Raw genomic sequence first — 21,064 nt, forward strand, 5'->3', positions numbered from 1 at the left:
GACATCGTGCACATTCTCGAGAAGTCCGCCCCCGCGCGCCGTGCGACTTGTTCGCCGCGCCCTAGCGTCCTATAGACCTGCCGGCGGCTAGACCCTGAAGCCTCGCGAGCGCCGGGCCGCAGCAGGCGCCGCAACGACGGCCCTCATGCTCACTCCCCTCGAAATCGCTCTCTTCTCCGGACTCGGCCTGATCTTCGCCGCAGGCCTCATCGTCGTGGCGCGCTGGGGCGGCCGCAACCTACCCCATCTGGCGGGCTATGCGCTGATCGCCGCCTGCTTCATCTATGTCGGCCTCGGGCTCGGCTCCGACAATCCGAACAGCTGGAGCGCGGTGGAAATGACCGCCGTCGCCGTGTTCGGCTCCCTGGTCTTCCTCTCCCGGCTGACCTCTGTCTGGGTTCTCATCGCGACGCTTTTCCTGCATCCCGTCTGGCTGATCTATGTGCATTACAAGGGGTCTGCCGCGCTCTTCACGCCGGCGCCGCTCGTCTTCGCGAACGCCGGGTTCGATGTGACGCTTGCGCTTTATCTCGTCTTTCTCACGGTTAGCGGGCGGCTCACGCCGACGCCGTTGAGCAGGCCGGCGGGCAAGGGCGGAAAGAGAGACTCGCGATGAACGCGCCGCCTTTCGTTTTCGAGCTGCGTCACGACTGGACTGTCGAGGAGATCGTCGCGATCCACGACGCGCCGCTACTGGATCTCATCGCCCGCGCCAGCGCGACGCATCGGGGCTTCTTCGACGGCCATGACGTGCAAAAAGCGGCGCTGCTGTCGATCAAGACGGGCGGCTGTCCGGAGGACTGCTCCTACTGCCCGCAGTCGGCGCATCACCGCGAGGTCAAGCTCGACCGCGTGGAGCTCATGGGCGTGGAGGCCGTTCTCGGGGCCGCGCGCGTGGCGCGCGAGGCGGGCGCGGATCGCTTCTGCATGGGCGCGGCCTGGCGCGCCGCGCCGGAAGGGCCGCGTTTCGAGGCGGTGCTGGATATGGTCAAGGGCGTTCGCGCGCTCGGCATGGAGGCTTGCGTCACGCTGGGCATGCTGACGCCGCCGCAGGCCAAGCGTCTCGCCGAGGCGGGTTTGACGGCCTATAACCACAACCTCGACACTGGGCCGGAATTCTACGACGAGATCATCTCGACGCGGAGCTATCGCGACCGGCTCGAGACTTTGAAGGCCGTGCGCGGCGCCGGCATCGAAATGTGCTGTGGCGGCATCATCGGCATGGGCGAGAGCGTCAGGGATCGGGCCGGCATGCTCCAGGTTCTCGCGGGCTTCGATCCGCATCCTGAAAGCGTGCCGATCAACGCGCTCGTCGCCGTCCCCGGCACGCCCCTCGCCGAGCGTCCGCCCGTCGATCCGCTCGACCTCGTCCGGATGATCGCGACGACGCGAATCATCATGCCCAAATCCCGCGTGCGCCTTTCGGCCGGTCGGTCGAGCCTCTCGCGCGAAGCGCAAATCCTCTGCCTCGTCGCCGGCGCCAATTCGATCTTTTACGGTGAGAAGCTGCTCACGACCGCGAATCCCGACGCCGCCGAGGACGACGCGCTGTTCACGGCTTTGGCGCCGCGCGCCGAAGCGGCGCGGTCTGGCGCGGAAGTCTGCCTCGATCGAGACCATTTGGGCCGCCGCGGCGCGTGAGCCGGCTGCCGGCGCGTTCCGTGTCGCGGGCGTGAGGAGCGGAACGTCATGACCTACTGTTGCGGCATTCTGGTGCGCGAAGGCCTCGTCATGATGGCCGACACGCGCACCAATGCGGGGCTCGACAATATCTCCACCTTCCGCAAGCTGCATATCTTCGAGCGGCGCGAAGAAATGGTGCTGCTGCTCGCGAGCGCCGGCAATCTTTCGGTGAGCCAGGGCGTGATCCACCTCCTCGACGAGGGCGTCCCAGATCCGACGGATGAGACGATCTCGACGCGGCTCGTCGACGCGTCCAGCATGTCGGTCGCAGCCCATCTCGTCGGGGCCGCGACGCGTCGCGCGCGCGCGCAGGCGGCCGAAGGCATGGAGCAATCGGGCGTCAATTTCGACGTTTCTTTCTTGCTCGGCGGCCAGATCGGCGGCGGCGCCATGCGCCTATTCATGATCTATTCGGCCGGCAACGCGATCGAGTGCACGATCGACACGCCCTATTTCCAGATTGGCGAGCACAAATATGGCAAGCCCATTCTCGATCGCGCCATCAGCTTCGATATGGATCTCTATGACGCGCTGAAGATCGGCCTGATTTCCATGGATTCGACCATGCGCTCGAACCTCTCGGTCGGCCTTCCGCTCGATTTTGCGCTCTTGCGGCGCGATGCGCTGAAGCTCGAGCTTTCGATCCGTGTCGACGCCTCCGACGCCTATTTCCGGGATCTGCGCGAGCAGTGGTCTAAGGCGCTGAAGGCCGCGCATACAGCGATTCCGCGCCCCCCCTATGGCGGGCTGCAGGATAGGTGACGCGCGACTTTTAGCTTTCTTCAGCTCTGCGATTGCGCGCGCGAGTCCTCAACGCGCATATGCACCGTCGTCTCTTCCGCTCCGCCGCCGACTCGCGCGCCGCGAACGGGAGCGGCGCCGAGCGCATCGAGCGCCATGGCGACGCGCACATAGGACTCGTTCGGACAAAGCGCGTGGACAGGGTCGAATCCGACCCATCCGAGGCCCTCCACATGCGCCTCCGCCCAAGCGTGACCGGCGACCTGATCGCTCTCGCTGTCGTCGCGGCGAAGATAGCCGCTCACATAGCGCGACGGAATGCCGAGCGCGCGTGCGCAGGCGATGAAGACATGCGCGAAATCCTGATAAGCGCCGCAACGCTTCTCGAAAAGCGCGAGGGCGCCCGCCGCGGCGTGGGTCGCGTCCGGATTGAGGGCGAGCTTGTCGTGGATCGCCGCCATCAGCGCATGTAATTTCGCAAGCGTTGAGGACTCGCGCCCGCCGATGTCGCGCGCAAAGCTCGCGAGCGCGGCGTCTGGCCTCGTCAGGGCCGTCTCCCGCAGGAAAAGCGCTACCGGAAAGCGCTCAACGGCGCCGCTCACGACGCCGGCCTGATCGAAGGTTTCAACCTCGCCTTCGACGAGGGTCGTGAGTGATTGGAGCGGCCCTTCCACAAAAAAGCGATGCTCGATGTTTCCGAAGGCGTCCTTTCCCGCGACGAGGCAGCAATCCCGATCGACGTCGATACGCCACTCCCGCACGTGCTGGCCTTCATGATTGCGCGGGGTGACCAGCAGACGTTGCATCGTCGATTTCGCTGGCGCGTCGTAGCGGTAGATCGTCTCGTGCCTGACGCGAATGAGCATGGCGAAGGTTGTGCTTCCTAGATCACGCGACGTTCAGGCGGAATCGCCCGAACGCAGAAAACATGATCGATTCTTGAAGTTTGGAGCGCGATTTGCGCGAAAGACCGGTTTCCACTTTTTCGCATCGCGCTTTTAAGAAAGATACTGCTCGCCAATCAGCGCGCCGAGCTGGTTGTTCAAGGAGATGAATTCCTGCACGAATTCGTGCAGACCGCCCTGAAACGCGTTTTCCATCGTGAGCCGCTCCAGCCTCCCATAGACGGCGCGACTCTGGCGTTGCGCCTCCCCCTGCCGGCCATAGGCCTTCGACAGGCGATCCAGATTGTCCACGAGGCCTTCATAACAGGAGATCAACGAGCGCGGCATCTCGCGTCGCAGGATGAGAAGATCGGCGACGAGCCAGGGCTTCAGATTGTCGCGATAGACCCAGTGATAGGCGGTGTGCGCGGAAACAGCGCGCAAGATGGCCGCCCATTGGAAATAGTCGAGCGAGCCGCCAATGATTTCCTTCTCGGGCAGCAGCACGTGATATTTCACATCCAGCAGGCGCGCCGTATTGTCCGCCCGCTCGATTAAGAGACCAAGCCGCGTGAACCAATAGGCGTCGTTGCGCAGCATCGTGCGATAGGCGCCGCCGTCATAGGCGATCGACAGTTTCTTCACGAATTCGGTGAAGCGGGAGATCGCCGAGCCATCGCAATCGCCGGCTTTTCTCTCGAAGCTCTTCATCTCGAGGAAGCCGTCGTTGATCGCCTCCCAGACTTCGGCAGTCAGCGCGGTGCGCACCGCGCGCGCATTGGCGCGCGCGTGCTCGAGACAATTGCGCATCGAGCCGGGATATTCCGGCGCAAAGGCGAGAAAATGGGCGACATTGGCTTCGTCGACGGGACGTCGCGTCGCCGCAAAGGCGTCGCTCGCGCCCGAAGACAGCAGCACGCTCGTCCATTCGCTCTGGGCTCCGCCATAGGCCTTGGGCAGGGCGGCGAGACGTCGCGAGGCTTCGATCAGCCGCGCCAGAAAGTCGGCGCGCTCCATATAGCGCGCGAGCCAATAGAGATTGTCGGCGGTTCGCGACAGCATGGCCTACCACGCCGCGCGGAAAGGAGGGAGAGATTCAGTTCGCCGCGAGATCATCGACCACCCATGTGTCCTTTGTGCCGCCGCCCTGGCTCGAGTTGACGACGAGGGAGTTCTCGATCATCGCGACGCGGGTGAGCCCGCCCGGCACGATGCGCACATCCTTGGCGCCCTGCAGCACGAAAGGCCGCAAATCGACGTGGCGCGGCGCAACGCCTGAGGCCACCGAAATCGGACAAGTGGAGAGCGAAAGGGTCGGCTGCGCGATGAAATTTTCGGGCGCAGCCCTCAGCTTCGCGCCGAATTCTTCGATCTGCCGCGCCGTCGCATGCGGGCCGACGAGCATCCCATAGCCTCCCGAGCCCGCCACCTCCTTGACGACCAGCTCCGAGAGGCGCTCCGAAACATAGGCGTAGGCCTCCGGCTCGCGGCAGCGCCAGGTCGGCACGTTCTTGAGCAGCGGCTCCTCGCCGAGATAGAAGCGGATCGCCTCGGGGATGTACGTATACATCGCCTTGTCGTCGGCGACGCCGGTCCCCACTGCATTCGCAAGCGTCACATTGCCTGCTTGATAGGCGCCCATGAGCCCTGCGACGCCGAGAGCCGAATCCGGGCGGAAGGCCAGCGGGTCGAGGAAATCGTCGTCGATCCGGCGGTAGAGCACGTCGATGCGACGCGGTCCCTCGGTCGTGCGCATGTAGACGATGTCGTTCTTGACGAAGAGATCGCAGCCTTCCACGAGTTCGACGCCGAGCTTGTCGGCGAGAAAGGAGTGCTCGTAATAGGCGGAATTGAACTGGCCGGGTGTGAGCAGCGCGACCGTCGGCACGCCGGGGGTGTTCGGCGGCGCGACCGAGCGCAGGGTCTCGAGCAATTGGTCGGGATAATCTTCGATCGGCGCAACCTTGTGCCCGGAAAAAAGATCCGGGAAGAGCCGCATCATGACTTCCCGGTTTTCGAGCATGTAGGAGACGCCGGAAGGCGTGCGCGCATTGTCCTCGAGCACGTAGAAATCATGCTCGTCGGTGCGCACGACGTCCACGCCGGCGATATGCACGAAGACGTCGTGCGGGACCCGCCTGCCAGCCATTTCCGGGCGATAGGCCGGGTTGCGATAGACGAGCTCGTCGGGAATGATCCCGGCCTTGAGGATCTCTCCGGGACCGTAAAGATCGGCGAGCAGAAGATTGAGCGTGCGAACGCGCTGCTTCAGGCCGGCCTCGAGCCGTAGCCACTCGGAGCGCGTGATAATGCGGGGCAGTATGTCGAAGGGAATGAGGCGCTCGAGCGATTCTTCCGCGCCATAGACGGCGAAGGTGATGCCGATGCGCCGAAACAAGAGCTCCGCTTGCCGCCGGCGCGTCTCGAGGAGTTCCGGCGAAGCGGTGGAAAGCCATTGCGCAAGCCCTGCATAGCCCGCTCGGACGGCGCCGTTCGCGCCTTGCATTTCATCGAACTGCATCGTCTTGGAACTCAATGTCCGTAGGCTTCGGCGTGGTCGCGCCGTCGCTTCTTGCAGGATTCGAAGGATTTAAGGCAAGAGCGGCGCCAGCCATATGACGGATTTTCTCCTCCGGGTTCAATCGCCAGGGAGTCGCAGGCCCGAATTCTCGCTCCTCGCGCCGACTGGCTCCCCCCTGCGGGCGCACCTTCGGGCGCAGGACCGCGCTGACGTCCGCGGTTACCTCTGCGAGAGGCGGCGCGCCGAGGTCAGGGTGCCAGCGATGATCAGGAAGGCCAAAGCGAGCAATCCCGTTCCGAGGCTGGGGCCGGGGCTCGCCTGGAAATTGCCCGTTCCTGCGCCGGCGAAATTGGTTGTGAAGGTGTAGTTCCCGTCTGCGATGTTGATGTCGCCGAGTCCGCCGACCGCAAAGCTGATGCCGAGTGAGTCCAATTGAGGAGTTGAATTGGGATCGAGGACGTTGTCGTTGCTTAGAGGTGGTTGGCCTACTGGGGTTGGATATCCGTTACGCGGAAGCAGAGCGAGGCCATACGTCGAGCCGTTGTAGTCGGCCGCGCCGTCCAGGACGTTCGTAACGAGAAATTTGCCGGGGCTGTCACCCAGCGGCTCCGCGACCAGGATGCCGGAACCGGAGATGGAGCCGCCCCCCGAAAGATTATCGTCCGTGAAGGTGAAATAGAAATCCTGCGACTGCGGCGGCTTCCGGGGGACGATGTCGGTCGCGAATGCGGGCGCGCCGGCAGCGCTCAGGAGCATAGCGGACAGCGAGACGAACGTGCAGCGGCGGAGAAAAAGCGCAGTTCCTCGACCCCCAGCGCGTATTGAGGCAGTCATCAATAATCTCCAAGGCTGCAGTCCGACGGCCAAATTTTATTCACTAAACTGATCGCCCGAGGGGAGATTGTAAAGGTCAAGTGAGCTCTGCGAGGAAATCTTCTCCGACTGTTGCAAAGAGGTCACACCATTATTTGGGTCGTTCGCATGCGCTTCATGCGGGATTCCTTCGATTGCCGCGAGTGGAGCAGCCTACAGGTTGCGCGGCTACCCCCTTTCCTCGGCGCTTGACAGGCTCGCGCTTCGCTCCGATGGTAACGAACGACTCGTTCGATTTGCCGAACGAAAGGAATTCGTTTGACCTTCTCGCCACCGTCGTCAGGCGCCGCCGCGCCCGAAGCGATCGGCGCCCGGAATGGCGCGGCGTCGAACGGCAAGCGCGTCCATTTTCCGCCCGAGAAGCCGCTTGTCACCGACGGCGGTCGCGTGATCGCGCCGCTCACCATCGCCTACGAGACTTATGGCGCTCTGAACGAGGCCAAGAACAACGCGATTCTCCTCTGTCATGCGCTGACAGGGGACCAATATGCAGCCGGGGTTCACCCGGTGACGGGCAAGCCCGGGTGGTGGGACGTGCTGGTGGGTCCGGGCCGGCCCTTCGACACAAACCGATTCTTCATCATCTCAACCAATGTCGTCGGCGGCTGCATGGGGACGACGGGTCCCGCCTCGATCAATCTCGCCACGGCGCGCCCGTTCGGTCTCGACTTTCCGGTCGTGACCATCCGCGACATGGTGCGCGCGCAAGCCATGCTGATCGACCATCTCGGCATCGAGACGCTCTTTTGCGTCGCGGGCGGCTCGATGGGCGGGATGCAGGTCCTGCAATGGGCGGCGAGCTATCCCGAGCGCGTCTTCGCGGCGATGCCCATCGCCACCGCGCCGCGCCACTCTTCTCAAAATATCGCCTTTCACGAGGTCGGCCGCCAAGCGGTGATGGCCGACCCCGACTGGCGCGCAGGTCGCTACCTGGAGGCGGGCGTCCGGCCCGAGAAAGGCCTCGCCGTGGCGCGCATGGCGGCGCACATCACCTATCTCTCGGAGCAAGCGCTGCAGCGCAAGTTCGGCCGCAAGCTTCAAGACCGCGCGGCGCCGACCTTCTCCTTCGATGCGGACTTTCAGATCGAGAGCTATCTGCGCTATCAGGGCTTGGCCTTTGTCGAGCGTTTCGATGCGAACTCCTACCTCTTCGTCACGCGCGCCTGCGACTATTTTGATCTCGCCGCCGATTACGGCGGCTCGCTCGCCTTGGCCTTCAAGGGTTCGAAGACGCGTTTCTGCGTGATCTCCTTCACTTCCGACTGGCTCTATCCGACCTCCGATTCGCGCGCGATCGTTCATGCGTTGAACGCAGGCGGCGCCTCCGTTTCTTTCGTCGAGATCGAGAGCGACAAGGGCCACGACGCCTTTCTGCTCTACGAGCCGGATTTCTTCGCGACGACGCGCGGATTCCTCGAGGCGGCGGCGAATGCGCGAGGCATAGCGCGAGCGGCGGGCTTGTGACGACGCAGGCGCAAAAAAGATTTGATCTCGCCGTCGTCGCCGACATGGTCGCGCCGGGAAGCCGCGTTCTCGACGTCGGATGCGGCGACGGGCTGCTCTTGGAGATGCTCGCGAGAAACAGGCAGGTCGACGGCCGCGGCGTCGAGCTGTCGCAGAGAGGCGTCAATGATTGCGTCGCCAAAGGCTTGCCAGTTATCCAGGGCGACGCCGACACGGACCTCGCCGATTATCCCAAGGACAGCTTCGACTACGTGATCCTCTCGCAAACCTTGCAGGCCACGCAGCGCCCGCGAGTCGTGCTCGAGCACATGCTACGAATTGGCCGGCGCGCGATCGTTTCCTTCCCGAATTTCGGCCATTGGCGCGTGCGCATGCAGCTTTTGCTCCGAGGCCGCATGCCGCGGGCGACAAATCTTCAATACAGCTGGTATGAGACGCCCAATATTCACCTCTGCACGATCAAGGATTTTGTCGATCTTGCGGAAGAAGCGGGAGCCGTCATCGAGCGCGGCATGGCTCTCGATCGCGCCGGCGCGCCTTTTCGCGTCGCGGCGCCCTTGGCGATGATGAATCTTTTTGGCGCGCAGGCGATCTTTTTGCTCAAGCGCGGTCGCGACTTAAGGGGCTGAGTTCCAAACACAAGAGCGAAAGCGCGCCTGTCCAAGATTTCCATGCATGAAGGAAAATTCCTCCCGGCGAAATTTTGTCGCCTTTCGCGACCGCAGGTTTAGCGCTAGCCTGCGCTCAGCCGGCCACTCATAAGGCCGGAGGAGCGGCCCGTCGGCATGCGGCGACGCGGGACGCAAAAAGACAGAGACTGCGCATGTCTGAATCGCCGTTGCGAGATTTTCCGTTTTTTGCGAACGTCGACAATGCGATCTTGCAACGCCTTGCGACGGAAGCGAAGATTGAAACCTATGAAGCCAGCGCCGTCCTTTTCCGCCAGGGAGAACGGGTCACGGCGCTGACTTTCGTCCTGCGCGGTTTCGTCAAGCTCACGCGAACAGCGGCCAATGGCGACGAAACGCTGATCAGCATGCGCACGGAAGGGGCAAGCCTCAACGAGGCCGCGGCGCGCGCCGACGAGACGCATCATTATTCCGCGGAGGCGGTGGGGCCGGCGACGGCGCTGAAGATTCCGGCGGGCCGGCTTGCTCGGTTCATGGCCGAGAATCCTTCGCTCGCCCTAGCGGCGCTCGCCGACGCCAAGCGCACCGTCGCCGAGCTCACAGGCGAGATCGAGTCGCTGAAAGCGCATAGCGCGGAGCATAGGCTGATGCGCTTTCTCATTTCCTTTTGCCCGCCGGAAGAGGATCGCTGCCATTTTCGTTTGCCATACGACAAGCGGTTCGTCGCGGCGCGTCTCGGCGTGACGCAGGAGACCCTTTCGCGCTCGTTCGCAAGGCTGCGCGCCTATGGCGTTCGCACTGAAGCGCGGGGGATCGGAATCGAGAGCGTCGCAAGGTTGCGCGCTCAGTTCGAGGACAAGGCGCGCGACGCGAGAGTTGAGTAAAGGCCGGAACAGAAACGCGAACCCCGCGTTGACGCGAAGGCGAAAAAGGAATAGGGCGCCGCCGAAGCGATCGCCCCGGAAGCGCAAGCTCGGCAACGCTCGGAGACTCTCTCAGCCATGATCACCAGAAGATTCGCTCTCGCCTTCGCCGGCGCGTGGCTCGCGACGACAGCCGCCGCTCAACAGGAGCCGCACGCTTTTCCGATACGCGCTGACGACGGCGAGGCGGTCGTCAACTCCAAGATTCCCCCGGGAGTGGATCCCACGAAGGTTCCTGGTATCGTCTGGAAAGGCCCTGCAGACGCCAAGGTCTCGCTGATCGAGTATTTCGACTACAACTGTGGCTATTGTCGCGAGGCCGTCGGGGATCTCGACGCGCTGGTCGCAAACGATCCCGCCGTCCGCTTGGGCCTTGTCGATTACGCGGTGCTGTCGCCGGATTCTGCTGAGGCCGCCAAAGTCCATCAGGCGGTGCTGGCGCTGGCCGGACCCGACGTCGCCTATGACTTCCATAGGCGCTTGTTTAGTCGCCGCGGACACGCGAATGGAGCCGCGGCGCTCGCGGTCGCGCGGGAACTCGGCCTCGACTCCAAGAAGGTCGAGGAAATGGCCAACAGCGCCACCGTGCACGATGCGCTCGTCCGTCAGGCGCGCTTGGCGCAACAGCTTCGGCTGGAGGCAACGCCTTCTTTTGTCGTGGATCACGTCGCCATTCTCGGCTGGCCCGGCACGAACTCCATCAAGCGCGTGGTTGCGGAGGTCAAGAAGTGCGGGACGGCGGTCTGCCGATGACCTGCTCACAGGCGGGCTGACGCTGCGGTCCGGATCGCGCGACGCATTTACGGAATGCGTTGGATGCGCACGAGCGTGAAAAGCCCTAACGGCGCAATTCGGCGTCGCTCGACGAGCCGCATATCCGCGCGGCTCTTTAGCCAATCGTCGAAGACTTTCCAGGGGAAATGCGGGCGCCAACCGATCTGCGAACCAAAGCGCCTTCCCACCCATATTTCCAAGGCGGCGAGAGCCGGAAGCTCGGGGCTGATGCGGCCGATCGAAATAATTTCGCCGCCCGGCCTCACCACGCGCGCGACTTCGTTCAGGATCGCCGCGGGCTCCGGCGTCACGCTGAGGACATACATCAGCGCCGCGCAGCCAAAACTCGAGTCCTTGAAGCCGAGCCGGCAGGCGTCCATGCAGGCCAGTCCTTCAACCTGCGCAAGCCGTTTCCGGCGGACCCGACGTTTTGCGAGATGGAGCATGGGCTCCGACAAGTCGACGCCGACCACGCTGGCTGCGGGCGAGAAGAGGGGCAGCTCCAGGCCTGTTCCGACGCCCACGTCGAGAATGGGGCCGTCAGTTCCCGAAGCGGCGGCGGCGGCGGCGCGGCGGCCCGGCTCCAGCCATTTTGCGAAAATAAAGTCGTACATGGGCGCCCATCGAGCATAGGCGGTCTCGACGTTGTAATCGTCGCCCGGCCGCTGCTCAGCTTGGCGTTGAGACTGCGGAAACGCGCTCATTCAAGCCCTCTCGTCCAAATAAGATCTCCGGGACTCGAGCCTCAATTATCGCGCGCGGCCCGAACCGCGAGAGGGAGGCGCTGCGGGCCGCCGCAAGGGTTCAGATGGCGACGGCTTGCTCGTGCGACCGACCGGCTCAATGGGCTCCTTCACAGAAAGCTTGGCCGTCGCGGGCAGCCGTTCTTCGATTCGCTCCACCATATAAGGAAAGAAAGGGTTGGACGACATGCGCAAGAGCGCGTCCATGCTCACGATCAGCGTTCCCCTTTCGCCGCGCAGCGGCAAGGCGCCGAGGTTCACGCCAAAGTTTTCCGTGTCGTCCGGAGCCAACCCATAGAGCGAGTCGGTTAAGGGAAAAGGGAGCGCGACATGGGAGAGCGAAAAGACTCCCTTCGGATAAAACAGTCCCAAGGCGCGCGTGTGGTCGACGGTTGAGTTCGCCTCGACGACCCGCTCGACCACGTCGTCGGTCCCTTCGTCCGTGTTGGTTATCACCGTGAGCCTATACGTGCGCTGCTCGGGCGGCGCGAGCCGGGAGAGAGCCGTTTCCGCCGAGGCTCGAAGCAGCGGGCCGAATTTGGCGTTGCGATTGACGTCGAAAAGAACGAGCTCGCTCCCATTGGCGGGCAGATGCGAGTACAGCCCCGAGACGACCGCCTGCGTGCTGACCGTGAAATCCATGACCGACTGAAAGGTCAATATGGGCGCCAAGGCGGCCAAGCGTCCCTCGCGCTCGAGCCGGGAGATTTGCGTCTGCAGCGCATCGGTCAGGCGATAGGACTGGCGCGCGCCGTTTACCGGGAAAGAATTATATTTGAACGGGTTGAACTCGGGTAGCACGCTGAGCCAGGCGGCCTTTGCAAAAGCGGGCAGGTAGGCCGGCAAGCCGGCCAGGCCTGCAAATCGCGCGAAGCGCGTGATCCCCACCATCGGAGAAATCAAGATGAGGTTATCGGGACGCGCCAGTTGCTCGTTCTCGATGGCGTCCAGTGCGTATTTCAGCGCAAGAGAGCCGCCGTTCGAGAAGCCGACGATATGCAGGGGCAGAGGCTTCGGCGCGAGCCGTCGCGCCTCTCTGACGGCGAGCCGCGTCGCGGCGAGCCAGCTCTCCCAATCCGTTGCGCTGAGCGCCGCTGGCGTCGTGCCGTGCGCGGGCGCGCGGATCGCGACGACGACAAAGCCATGGTCGCGGTAGCGAGCGCCGATGTGGCGGAGGCTGTAAGGCGAGTCCGTCAGTCCGTGCAGAAGCACGACGGCGCCCACGGGCTCGCTCGGCGGCAGAAGCAGATAGGATCGGTTCCAGTCCTGCGCGAAGCTCGGCGGGTAGACGGGGCTTCGGGCGTAATAGCGATTATAGGGAACCTTGTCCTCTTCAGGCAGCGTCTCGGTGACATGCGCGCGCACCGACTGGAAGATCTCTGCTTCCTTGTCGAGATAGGCGCGCCAATCCGCATGATCGAGCTCGTCGACCGTCATCTCGCGCGGCGCGAATTTGTGCCAGGGCTCGAGCGGCAACCCGCGCTGAGAATCATAGATTCGGACGCCGAAGAACGTCAGCAATGCGACGCCCGCCAAGATCAGAATGAATTTCAAGAGTCTCGGCATGGCGATCCGCATTGGCTCGTCCGCGCTCCTCGCGACGCCGATCGAAGCGATCAGACGGATTTCGCATCATGCGAAATAAGCCCTCTTGGCCGCCGGCTCGTCAAGCATCGCCGCTCGCAGCCATTCGGCAATGAAAAGAATCGACCGCAGGGCATGGGCAAGAGGAGAATCCTGCGAGATTTGGGGCGTCCTCATCCTTCGAGACGGCTCCTCGCGCGTTTCCCGCTCGAACGGAAACGTTCGAGCGATAAGGAATCGCGCCAAATCAAAAGGTTGGAGCATGTCCTGACCGGAAAACCGCTTCGCACTTTTCCGGGACATGCTCGAGAGCGCGATGTGAAAAAGTGGGAACCGGTTTTTCGCGCGAATCGCGCTCTAAAACTTTGGAATCGATCACGTTATCTGCGTTTGAGCGATTCCGCTCGAACGCATCGTGATTCCTCTGGATGAGGACTCGCGGGCAGGCGGTTTCACACCCGATTGCCCGGCATCGATCGCCCCTGAAACTTGACGGCGCGGCCTTGGGCGAGACTTACTGTGAGCGCTCCATGCGAAAACGCATGGCTTTCCCTTGGAGTCCGCTCGTGCAGGTAAACGGGGCTCTGCTCAACACCGCGGCCGCCGCGCTTCTCCTTCTCATCTTTCTCGTCTTCTGCAATCTCGGACAGGCGGTGGTCGAGCCTGTCGTGCTCGGCTTCTTTCTGATCGAAGTCACCTGGCCGCTCTATCGCTTTCTGAAGAGAAAAATCGCCGGATGGTTCGCGACCGTGATCACGATCAGCGTGACGATCGTTTCCGTGCTCGCGCTTTTTGCGATCATCGCCTGGGGCGGCAGCCAAGTCGCCGTCTGGCTCCGCGATAATTTCGACAGCATCCAGACCACGCTCGTGAATTCGACCGCCTGGCTCGAGGAGCATGACATCTTCATCCTCGCGATGGTCACCGACCACTTCAACGCGGCCTCGCTCGTCGCGTTCTTCAGGACCGTCGCCCTACGGTTGAACACGATGGCGGCCTTCGCAGCGCTTGTTTTCCTCTATGTCGTGATGGGGCTCGCGGAGACCGAGGTCGTTCAAGAGAACATCGCGCGGCTCGAGGATCCCGATCTCGCGCGGCGACTGCTCGCCGCCGGACGCGGCATCGGCGAGAAATTCCGCTCCTATCTGCTCGTGCGGACCGTCGCGAGCATCGCCACCGGGCTCGCGATCTGGGGCTTCGTCGCCTCTATGCGGCTCGATCTGGCCGGCGCCTGGGGCGTGCTGGCCTTCGCGCTCAACTTCCTGCCCTATATCGGCTCGGTCCTCGTCACGCTCCTCTTGCCCCTCTTCGCGCTGGCGCAAGCCGACTCGCCGGCGACGGCCGTTTATGTCCTCCTGGGCGTCTCGATCATTCAATTCGCGATCGGCAGCGTGCTCGAGCCGGTCTTTTCAGGCTCGGCGCTGTCGATTTCTCCGCCGGTGGTCATCTTCTCGGTGGTCTTGTGGACTTTCCTTTGGGGCGCGCTCGGCGCCTTCCTCGGCGTCCCCGTTACAATCGCGATGCTCACGCTGCTCGAGCAATTTCCTTCGGCGCGCTGGCTGTCAGACCTGCTCGCGGGAGGGCCCGGCGTCTCGAGGAAGAATCGCCAGCTCGTGGGCTGACGCCCGATTGAAGACTCGCGTCCTGCGGCGGTCCGAGGCGCGCCTAGAGCAGTCACGGAAAAGTGCGAAGCGGTTTTCCGATCATGACATGCTCTAATTTTTTGACTTGGCGCGATTCCTTACCGCTCGAACGATTCCGTTCGAGCGGGAAACGCGCGAAGGGCGCGCGCGAAGGCTGCGAGGCTCAGGAGCGCTTGTTGATCGGCGTATAGTCGCGGCGCGTCGCCCCGGTATAGAGCTGGCGCGGACGGCCGATCTTGGATCCGGGATCCTCGATCATCTCCTTCCATTGCGCGATCCAGCCGACGGTGCGGGCGATGGCGAAGAGCACCGTGAAGGTTGTTGTCGGGAAGCCCATCGCCTTGAGCGTGATGCCCGAATAGAAGTCGATGTTGGGATAGAGCTTTTTCTCGATGAAATAATCGTCGTGCAGCGCGATGCGCTCGAGCTCGAGCGCAACTTCCAGCAGCGGGTCCTTGAGCCCGAGCTCCCTCAAAACCTCGCGCGTCGTCTGCTGCATCAGCTTCGCGCGCGGATCGTAGTTCTTGTAAACGCGATGGCCGAAGCCCATCAGGCGGAACGGGTCGTTCTTATCCTTGGCGCGTGCGATGAAATGCGGGATGCGATCGACGGTGCCGATTTCTTCGAGCATCTTCAGCACCGCTTCATTCGCGCCGCCGTGCGCCGGGCCCCAGAGAGAGGCGATGCCGGCGGCGATGCAGGCGAAGGGATTGGCGCCCGATGAGCCCGCGAGGCGGACCGTCGAGGTCGATGCGTTCTGCTCGTGATCGGCGTGCAGAATAAAGATGCGGTCGAGCGCGCGCGAGACGATCTGATTGACTTTATAGTCCTCGCAAGGCACCGCAAATGTCATCCGTAAAAAATTCGATGCGTAGTCAAGGTCGTTCTTGGGATAAACGAAGGGATGGCCGATTGAATATTTGTAGGCCATCGCGGCGAGCGTCGGGATCTTGGCGATCATCCGCGTCGAGGCGATCATGCGCTGGGTGGGGTCAGCGATGTTGGTCGAGTCGTGATAGAAGGCCGAGAGCGCGCCGACAGACGCCACCATGACCGCCATGGGGTGCGCATCGCGGCGGAAACCCTGGAAAAACCGCGCCATCTGCTCATGCACCATCGTATGGCGCGTGATGCGATAGTCGAAATCCGCTTTCTGAGCGGGAGTCGGCAGCTCGCCATAGAGCAAGAGATAGCAAGTCTCGAGGAAGTCGCCGTGCTCGGCGAGCTGCTCGATGGGATAGCCGCGATAGAGCAGAACGCCGGCGTCGCCGTCGATGAAGGTGATCTTCGATTCGCAGCTCGCGGTGGAGGTGAAGCCGGGATCGAAGGTGAACATCCCGGTCTCGCCGTAGAGCGAGCGGATGTCGAGAACCTCCGGACCCATCGAGCCCTGCATGACCGGCAACTCGATAGTTTTTCCACCGAGCCCGAGAGAACCCTTTTCGTCGCTCATCGTGATCCCCCGTGGCTATGGCGTCCCCGCTCAGCGGACCTGCAGGTCGCGTGCCATGAGCGAAGTCGCGTGCGTCGCAAAAGCGAATTGTGCATCGCAAAACGCTATAACAAAGCTGAGCCTTGTCAAGAGAGCCGAGGCAGGGGCGGCGTCACCCTTTCGCCTGGTCGGCGATCCGCGCGAGACTTTCCTCGCGGCCCAAAATCTCCATCACCTCGAAGATCGGCGGCGACACGCCTCGGCCCGTCAGCGCGGCGCGCAAGGGCTGGGCGAGATCCCCGAGCTTCAGCGAAAGCTCGTTCGCCGTCTCGCGCACGGCGGCCTCCGACGTGGCGGCGCTCCATTCGGGAAGGGCCGCCAATCTCTTCGCGAGCGCGGCAAGCCGCGCCTTTCCCTGTTCCGTGAGCAGCGACTTGGCCTTCTCGTCCGGCGCCAGCGGACGTTCGGCGAACAAGAAAGCTGCGCCGTCCAAAAGCTCGTTCAAGGTTTTCGCGCGCGCCTTCAGGCCCGACATCGCCGCCAAGAGTTGCGCGCGCTTGCGCTCGTCGAGCTTGGTGAGCGCTTCGGGTCCGCCTTTGAGATAGGGTAGCGTGTCGATCAAGGCGAGCAGAAGCTCCTCATCCGCCATCGCCCGCATGAAGTGCCCGTTCATATTCTCGAGCTTGACGAAGTCGAAGCGCGCCGGCGAACGATGCACCTGGGCGATGTCGAAAGCCTGAATCAGCTCGTCGGGCGTGAAGAACTCCTTGTCGCCCTGGCTCCAGCCGAGCCGCGCAAGATAATTGCGAAGCGCGATCGGCAGATAGCCCAGGGCGCGGTAGGCGTCGACGCCGAGCGCGCCGTGACGCTTCGAGAGCTTCGCACCGTCGGCGCCGTGGATCAGCGGAATATGCGCGAAGGCCGGAATGTCCCAGCCCATCGCCTGGTAGATGTGCGTTTGTCGCGCGGCGTTGGTGAAATGGTCGTCGCCGCGGATGATCTGGGTCACGCCCATGTCGTGGTCGTCGACGACGACGGCGAGCATATAGGTCGGCGTGCCGTCGGAGCGCAGCAGCACGAAATCGTCGAGGTCCTTGTTGGGGAAGGCGACGCGGCCCTGAACCGCGTCCCCGACGATCGTCTCGCCCTCGCGCGGGGCCTTGAGGCGAACGACCGAGCTCGCGCCTGCGGGCGCCTCAGAAGGATCACGGTCGCGCCAGCGCCCGTCGTAGCGCGGCGGCCGGCCTTCGGCGCGGGCTTTCTCGCGCATCTCCTCGAGCTCCGCGGCCGTCGCAAAGCAACGATAGGCCTTGCCTTTGGCCAGCAGCTCCTCCGCGACCTCGCGATGGCGCGGCGCGCGCGCAAATTGGTAGATTGCGTCGCCGTCCCAATCGAGCCCGAGCCAGCGCATGCCGTCGAGGATCGCCTCGATGGCCGCCTGCGTCGAGCGCTCGCGATCCGTGTCTTCGATGCGCAGCAGCATCTTGCCGCCATGCTTGCGCGCATAAAGCCAATTGAAGAGCGCCGTGCGCGCGGAGCCAATATGCAGGAAACCCGTGGGCGAGGGCGCAAAACGCGTGATGACTTCAGGGGACATTCGATCAATCGGGCTGGAGAAGGTGGGGGCCTCCTCTAACACGGGCGCCGCCATGATTCGACCCGCTGGTCTCCATCCGCAAATCTAACCGCGCGCCCTCATGCTGAGGTGGCTCCGCAGGAGCCGTCTCGAAGCAGGAGAGAAGGCTCCCGCCCCGTCCCGCTTCAAGACGCGCCCGCTTTCTCGGGCTTCTCGGGGGGGACGGTTGCGAAGATTCCCCGGGACAAGGCGTCCGGCGCGCGCTAAGCTTTCGCCGTCCCACTCGGCGGGGAGCCTGCATTTTTGCGCGTGTTGATTGGCCAAGCCGCAGGGGCGGCGGGGTTTCGGCGCCTTCCCGATCTTCCAGCCCTGGCTTTGCGCCTAGGCCGCGCCTTGCGTCTTGCGCTCGACCGAGAGATCGCGCTGCGCCGGCTCTTTCTCTGGACCCCGGTTGCGGCCGGCGCGGGAGCGCTGCTCTATTTCGGCGCCGAGCGTGAGCCGTCGCTTTGGGCCGCTCTGGCCTTGCTTCTCACCACGGCGGGGCTCGCCTTCGCCGCGAGAACGCATCCGCGCCTCTTCACGCCGCTCGTCGTCTTCGCATGCCTTAGCGGCGGCTTCTTCTCCGCCGCCTGGCGCGCGGCGCGCGTTGAGGCCCCGACGCTGACGCGCGTCGGCGTCGGCGAGCTGACGGGCTTCGTCGAAGAGCTGGACCCAAGGCGCGAGGGGGCGCGCTTTTTGTTGCAAGTCGCGAGCGCCGAAGGGCTGCCGGACGGGACAAAACCCGCGCGCGTGCGCCTCACTCTGCATGGCGAGCCGCATTTTTCAGCCGGCGACTTCGTCGTCCTGAAGGCTCGCCTCATGCCGCCGGCGCAGGCGTCGCTGCCCGCCGGCTATGATTTCGCGCGGGACGCCTATTTTCAGCGGCTCGGTGGCGTGGGCAACGTGCTCGGACGCGTCGAGACGATGCCGCCGCCCGACCCGGCGTCTTTCTCGCTGCGGTTCTTCGCCGGCATCGATCGTTTTCGCAATGCGCTCGCCGCGCGCGTCTATGAGCGGTTGCAAGGCGACACCGGCGCCATCGCCGCAGCGATGGTGAGCGGCAAGCGCGACTACCTCTCGGACGACGCCAAGGAGCTCATTCGCAAGGCTGGAATCTTTCACATCGTGACGATCTCCGGCATTCAAATGAGCCTCGTCGCCGGCGTCTTCTTCGTGGGCCTGCGGCGGCTCTTCGCGCTCTCGCGCACGCTCGCGCTGAATTACCCGATCAAGAAATGGGCGGCGGCGCTCGCGATCCTCGGCGCCGTCCTCTACGATCTGGCCACGGGCTCGCGCGTCGGCACGGAGCGCGCGCTTGTCATGACCCTCGTCATGCTCGTCGCGATCCTCTTCGACCGGCCGGCGATGTCGATGCGCAATCTCGCCTTCGCGGCCTTTTTCGTGATCCTCTTCGAGCCTGAGGCGCTGCTCGGCGCGAGCTTCCAGCTCTCCTTCGCCGCGGTCGCCGCGCTCATCGCCGTCTACGAGACGCGCGCCGACGCGCGCTTCGTCCTGCGCGGGGAGGCGCAGCCCAGAATTGGTCTCGATAGCCCCTGGGAGAGATTCGTCTCCGCCTTGTCTCACGTGGCGACGTTAGGACCAGCGGCGGCGCTGCTCACGACCTTTTGCGCGACTCTGGCCACCGCCTCCTTCATGGCCAACGACTTTCACGAATTGAGCCCCTATGTGCTCGTCGGCAATCCGCTCACGCTCGCCGTCATCGAATTCTTCGCCGTTCCCTGCGCCCTTCTCGGCGCGGCGCTCTATCCGCTGGGGCTAGACGGACTACTCTGGATGTATCTTGGGCTCGGGATCGAGCTCGTGCTGAAGATCGCGCATCTCATCGCCGCCGCGCCCGGGGCGGGCTTGCCGGTGAAGAGCTTCGCGCCCTCGGCGATCTTCTTCCTGACGCTGGCGCTGCTCTCCGTCGTGCTGTGGCGCAGCGCCCTCATGCGCCTCACCGCCGTTCCCTTCCTGCTCATCGGCCTCTTCGGCGCCGCCGCCGAACCGCCCTTCGATCTTGCCGTCGCGCCCTCGGGCGAGACCGCGGCGCTGCGCGTCGAAGGCGGCGAGCTTGCGCTCATGGGAAGGAGATCCAATGATTTCGCGGCCGAGCAATGGTTGCGCGCCGACGCCGACCCCCGCACGCCGAAACAAGCCGGCCGCGCCACTTGCGACGATCTCGGCTGCGTCGCGAAGGCGCGCGGCGGCCAGATGGTGGCCCTCGTGACGAAGCGCGAGGCTTTGCTCGAGGATTGCGCCAAGGCGGATGTGCTGATCGCGCCCTTCAACGTTCCGCAAGCCTGCGGCGCGAAGATCGTGATCGACCGCAGCAAGCTGGCCGAGACCGGCGCGGCGACGCTGCGTTTTGCCGACAACGGGGCGGAGTGGACGACGGCGCGGGCGCGCGGCGAGGATCGGCCCTGGTCAAAGGCGCCGAAAGCCCGCCCGGCGCCGCCAAGAAGCGTCGCGACCGAGGCGAAGCGAGAGGAGGCAGCGGAAGAGTGAAGCGGTCGAGAGAGGTCGAAAGGCGCAGCGCGTTGCAGGAGTGGTCGCCCAAGGTTCAGGTTTTCGCTTCGTCAGACTCTGATAGACTTGGCGCAGGCGCCTCGAGAGCGGGGATCGATATGTAAAATGTCGTCCCCTCCTGGGGTTGCGATCGTACGGAAATATCCCATCCTTCACGGTCGCAAATAGACTTGCAGATCGCAAGCCCCATCCCTGAGCCAGGGTACTTAGATTTGCTGTGAAGCCGCTTGAAGGGATAGAAAATAATCTCGGCAAATTCCTGTTCGAATCCAATTCCATCATCAGAGATAGCAAGAATTATGTTTTTGTCTGAGCGTGAAGTGCTAATCGTTATTTTTGGTGGACGATCTGGTTTGCGGTATTTTATGGCGTTTGACAGGATATTCTGCATCAAGCGCGCGAACTGCGAAGGGTCCGCCTTAAAGGGCGTTGGCGGGATGCTCAAGTGGATCTCCGCTCTTGTTTCGGCGCCAGACTGCGAGATGTCGTCCAATGCAAGCCGCATCTGTTCTTGTAGATCGAGAACGTCGTGCTCCAGCTGAATGTTGCTGACGCGCGCATATATAAGGATCTCGTTGACGAGCTCGCTCGCCGCAGACGCAGATTTGAGTATCGCATTTTTTGCTCGTTCGACGTCTGCGTGGTTTCCTGTCGCAATCCCCTGATCGAGCAAGGTCGCAAAGGCCATAATCTTGCGCATCGGCTCCTGTAAATCATGAGCGGCAATCCAGGCGAATTGCGATAGCTGTTCGTTAATCGTCTCTAGTTCAATAATTCTATCTCGTTCTGCATGTCTCTCATCGTGACTCTTAATGCATGTCGATAGAGGATCGTGGCCGCCTGTAGGTTTGGCTGCTAGGGGGTCTGTGTGGTTGCTAAGGTGGCGGCTCTGCGCATCTGCAGATTTTCTTGTTGGGTCCAAGGTGATCTCCCGCAGTCCTGCTGGGAAAAGGCCAAAGCTTAACCGTTATTCTGTCCCGACTTGCGCGCTTCATTCAACAGATGCAACAAAATTTGTCTGTCCAC

The 21,064-nt window shown here is 63.3% G+C and carries 18 protein-coding genes; 9 read left to right on the forward strand and 9 right to left on the reverse strand.

Translation table 11 applies throughout. The features are described 5' to 3' along the window. Positions 1 to 145 precede the first annotated feature (145 nt). The 3 genes from QMG80_RS05430 to QMG80_RS05440 are packed head-to-tail and all read left to right on the forward strand — an operon-like array spanning position 146 to position 2,445. Entirely contained in the window at positions 146 to 616 is a 471-nt protein-coding gene (locus tag QMG80_RS05430) for a hypothetical protein (protein ID WP_085771895.1), read from the forward strand. Beyond that, complete coding sequence (gene bioB / locus QMG80_RS05435) at positions 613 to 1,641, forward strand: biotin synthase BioB (protein ID WP_085771896.1); 1,029 nt, start codon at positions 613 to 615, stop codon at positions 1,639 to 1,641. The genes QMG80_RS05430 and bioB overlap by 4 nt, the downstream gene beginning before the upstream one ends. A gap of 48 nt (positions 1,642 to 1,689) precedes the next feature. Further along, entirely contained in the window at positions 1,690 to 2,445 is a 756-nt protein-coding gene (locus QMG80_RS05440) for a proteasome-type protease (RefSeq protein ID WP_085771897.1), read from the forward strand. Between the two features lie 20 nt (positions 2,446 to 2,465). Here QMG80_RS05440 and QMG80_RS05445 read toward each other — a convergent pair whose 3' ends face one another. From QMG80_RS05445 to QMG80_RS05460, 4 genes are all read right to left on the reverse strand, one after another. After that, on the reverse strand, positions 2,466 to 3,290 hold the full coding sequence (locus QMG80_RS05445) for a transglutaminase family protein (protein ID WP_085771898.1): 825 nt from the start codon (positions 3,288 to 3,290) through the stop codon (positions 2,466 to 2,468). A 132-nt stretch (positions 3,291 to 3,422) separates the two neighbouring features. Further along, entirely contained in the window at positions 3,423 to 4,370 is a 948-nt protein-coding gene (locus QMG80_RS05450) for an alpha-E domain-containing protein (protein WP_085771899.1), read from the reverse strand. Positions 4,371 to 4,404: 34 nt separating this feature from the next. Then, entirely contained in the window at positions 4,405 to 5,829 is a 1,425-nt protein-coding gene (locus QMG80_RS05455; RefSeq protein WP_085771900.1) for a circularly permuted type 2 ATP-grasp protein, read from the reverse strand. 219 nt (positions 5,830 to 6,048) lie between these two features. Then, the gene (locus QMG80_RS05460) at positions 6,049 to 6,585 is read right to left on the reverse strand and encodes a hypothetical protein (RefSeq protein ID WP_158658740.1); all 537 of its coding nucleotides are present in this window, start codon (positions 6,583 to 6,585) and stop codon (positions 6,049 to 6,051) included. A gap of 420 nt (positions 6,586 to 7,005) precedes the next feature. Between QMG80_RS05460 and metX the strand changes: the two genes are divergently transcribed. The 4 genes from metX to QMG80_RS05480 all read left to right on the forward strand — a co-directional run bounded on the left by metX (position 7,006) and on the right by QMG80_RS05480 (position 10,471). Further along, the gene (gene metX, locus QMG80_RS05465) at positions 7,006 to 8,166 is read left to right on the forward strand and encodes a homoserine O-acetyltransferase MetX (RefSeq protein WP_085773694.1); all 1,161 of its coding nucleotides are present in this window, start codon (positions 7,006 to 7,008) and stop codon (positions 8,164 to 8,166) included. Continuing rightward, positions 8,163 to 8,795 carry a methionine biosynthesis protein MetW gene (gene metW, locus QMG80_RS05470; RefSeq protein ID WP_085771902.1) on the forward strand — a complete coding sequence of 211 codons (633 nt, stop codon included), beginning with the start codon at positions 8,163 to 8,165 and terminating at the stop codon, positions 8,793 to 8,795. Before metX ends, metW begins: the two co-directional genes overlap by 4 nt. Positions 8,796 to 8,989: 194 nt before the next feature. Then, a complete protein-coding gene (locus QMG80_RS05475; protein ID WP_085771903.1) occupies positions 8,990 to 9,679 on the forward strand; it encodes a Crp/Fnr family transcriptional regulator in 690 nt (229 codons plus the stop codon). A gap of 117 nt (positions 9,680 to 9,796) precedes the next feature. Further along, positions 9,797 to 10,471 carry a DsbA family protein gene (locus QMG80_RS05480; protein WP_085771904.1) on the forward strand — a complete coding sequence of 225 codons (675 nt, stop codon included), beginning with the start codon at positions 9,797 to 9,799 and terminating at the stop codon, positions 10,469 to 10,471. Positions 10,472 to 10,518: 47 nt separating this feature from the next. Here QMG80_RS05480 and QMG80_RS05485 read toward each other — a convergent pair whose 3' ends face one another. Together QMG80_RS05485 and QMG80_RS05490 are read right to left on the reverse strand one after the other, a co-directional pair. Continuing rightward, complete coding sequence (locus QMG80_RS05485) at positions 10,519 to 11,196, reverse strand: class I SAM-dependent methyltransferase (protein WP_085771905.1); 678 nt, start codon at positions 11,194 to 11,196, stop codon at positions 10,519 to 10,521. A 45-nt stretch (positions 11,197 to 11,241) separates the two neighbouring features. After that, on the reverse strand, positions 11,242 to 12,801 hold the full coding sequence (locus QMG80_RS05490; RefSeq protein ID WP_425351431.1) for an alpha/beta hydrolase: 1,560 nt from the start codon (positions 12,799 to 12,801) through the stop codon (positions 11,242 to 11,244). A gap of 560 nt (positions 12,802 to 13,361) precedes the next feature. Between QMG80_RS05490 and QMG80_RS05495 the strand changes: the two genes are divergently transcribed. Further along, positions 13,362 to 14,441, forward strand: coding sequence for an AI-2E family transporter (locus QMG80_RS05495; protein WP_085771908.1), 1,080 nt, complete (start codon positions 13,362 to 13,364; stop codon positions 14,439 to 14,441). Between the two features lie 184 nt (positions 14,442 to 14,625). Here QMG80_RS05495 and QMG80_RS05500 read toward each other — a convergent pair whose 3' ends face one another. Both QMG80_RS05500 and gltX read right to left on the reverse strand, forming a co-directional pair. Further along, on the reverse strand, positions 14,626 to 15,915 hold the full coding sequence (locus QMG80_RS05500; protein ID WP_085771909.1) for a citrate synthase: 1,290 nt from the start codon (positions 15,913 to 15,915) through the stop codon (positions 14,626 to 14,628). 151 nt (positions 15,916 to 16,066) lie between these two features. Continuing rightward, positions 16,067 to 17,491 (reverse strand): glutamate--tRNA ligase, encoded by a 1,425-nt coding sequence (gene gltX, locus QMG80_RS05505; protein WP_085773695.1) that lies wholly within the window; start codon positions 17,489 to 17,491, stop codon positions 16,067 to 16,069. Positions 17,492 to 17,779: 288 nt separating this feature from the next. On the opposite strand from gltX, the gene QMG80_RS05510 reads away from it, so the two are divergent. Then, positions 17,780 to 20,017, forward strand: a complete 2,238-nt coding sequence (locus tag QMG80_RS05510) for a ComEC/Rec2 family competence protein (protein WP_245300263.1) — start codon at positions 17,780 to 17,782, stop codon at positions 20,015 to 20,017. 55 nt (positions 20,018 to 20,072) lie between these two features. Here QMG80_RS05510 and QMG80_RS05515 read toward each other — a convergent pair whose 3' ends face one another. Further along, positions 20,073 to 20,960: a sensor histidine kinase gene (locus QMG80_RS05515; RefSeq protein ID WP_158658741.1), complete on the reverse strand. Its 888-nt coding sequence runs from the start codon at positions 20,958 to 20,960 to the stop codon at positions 20,073 to 20,075. Positions 20,961 to 21,064: the final 104 nt, after the last annotated feature.

The sequence above is a fragment of the Methylocystis bryophila genome (assembly GCF_027925445.1).
In the GTDB taxonomy this organism is placed as follows: Bacteria; Pseudomonadota; Alphaproteobacteria; order Rhizobiales; family Beijerinckiaceae; genus Methylocystis; species Methylocystis bryophila.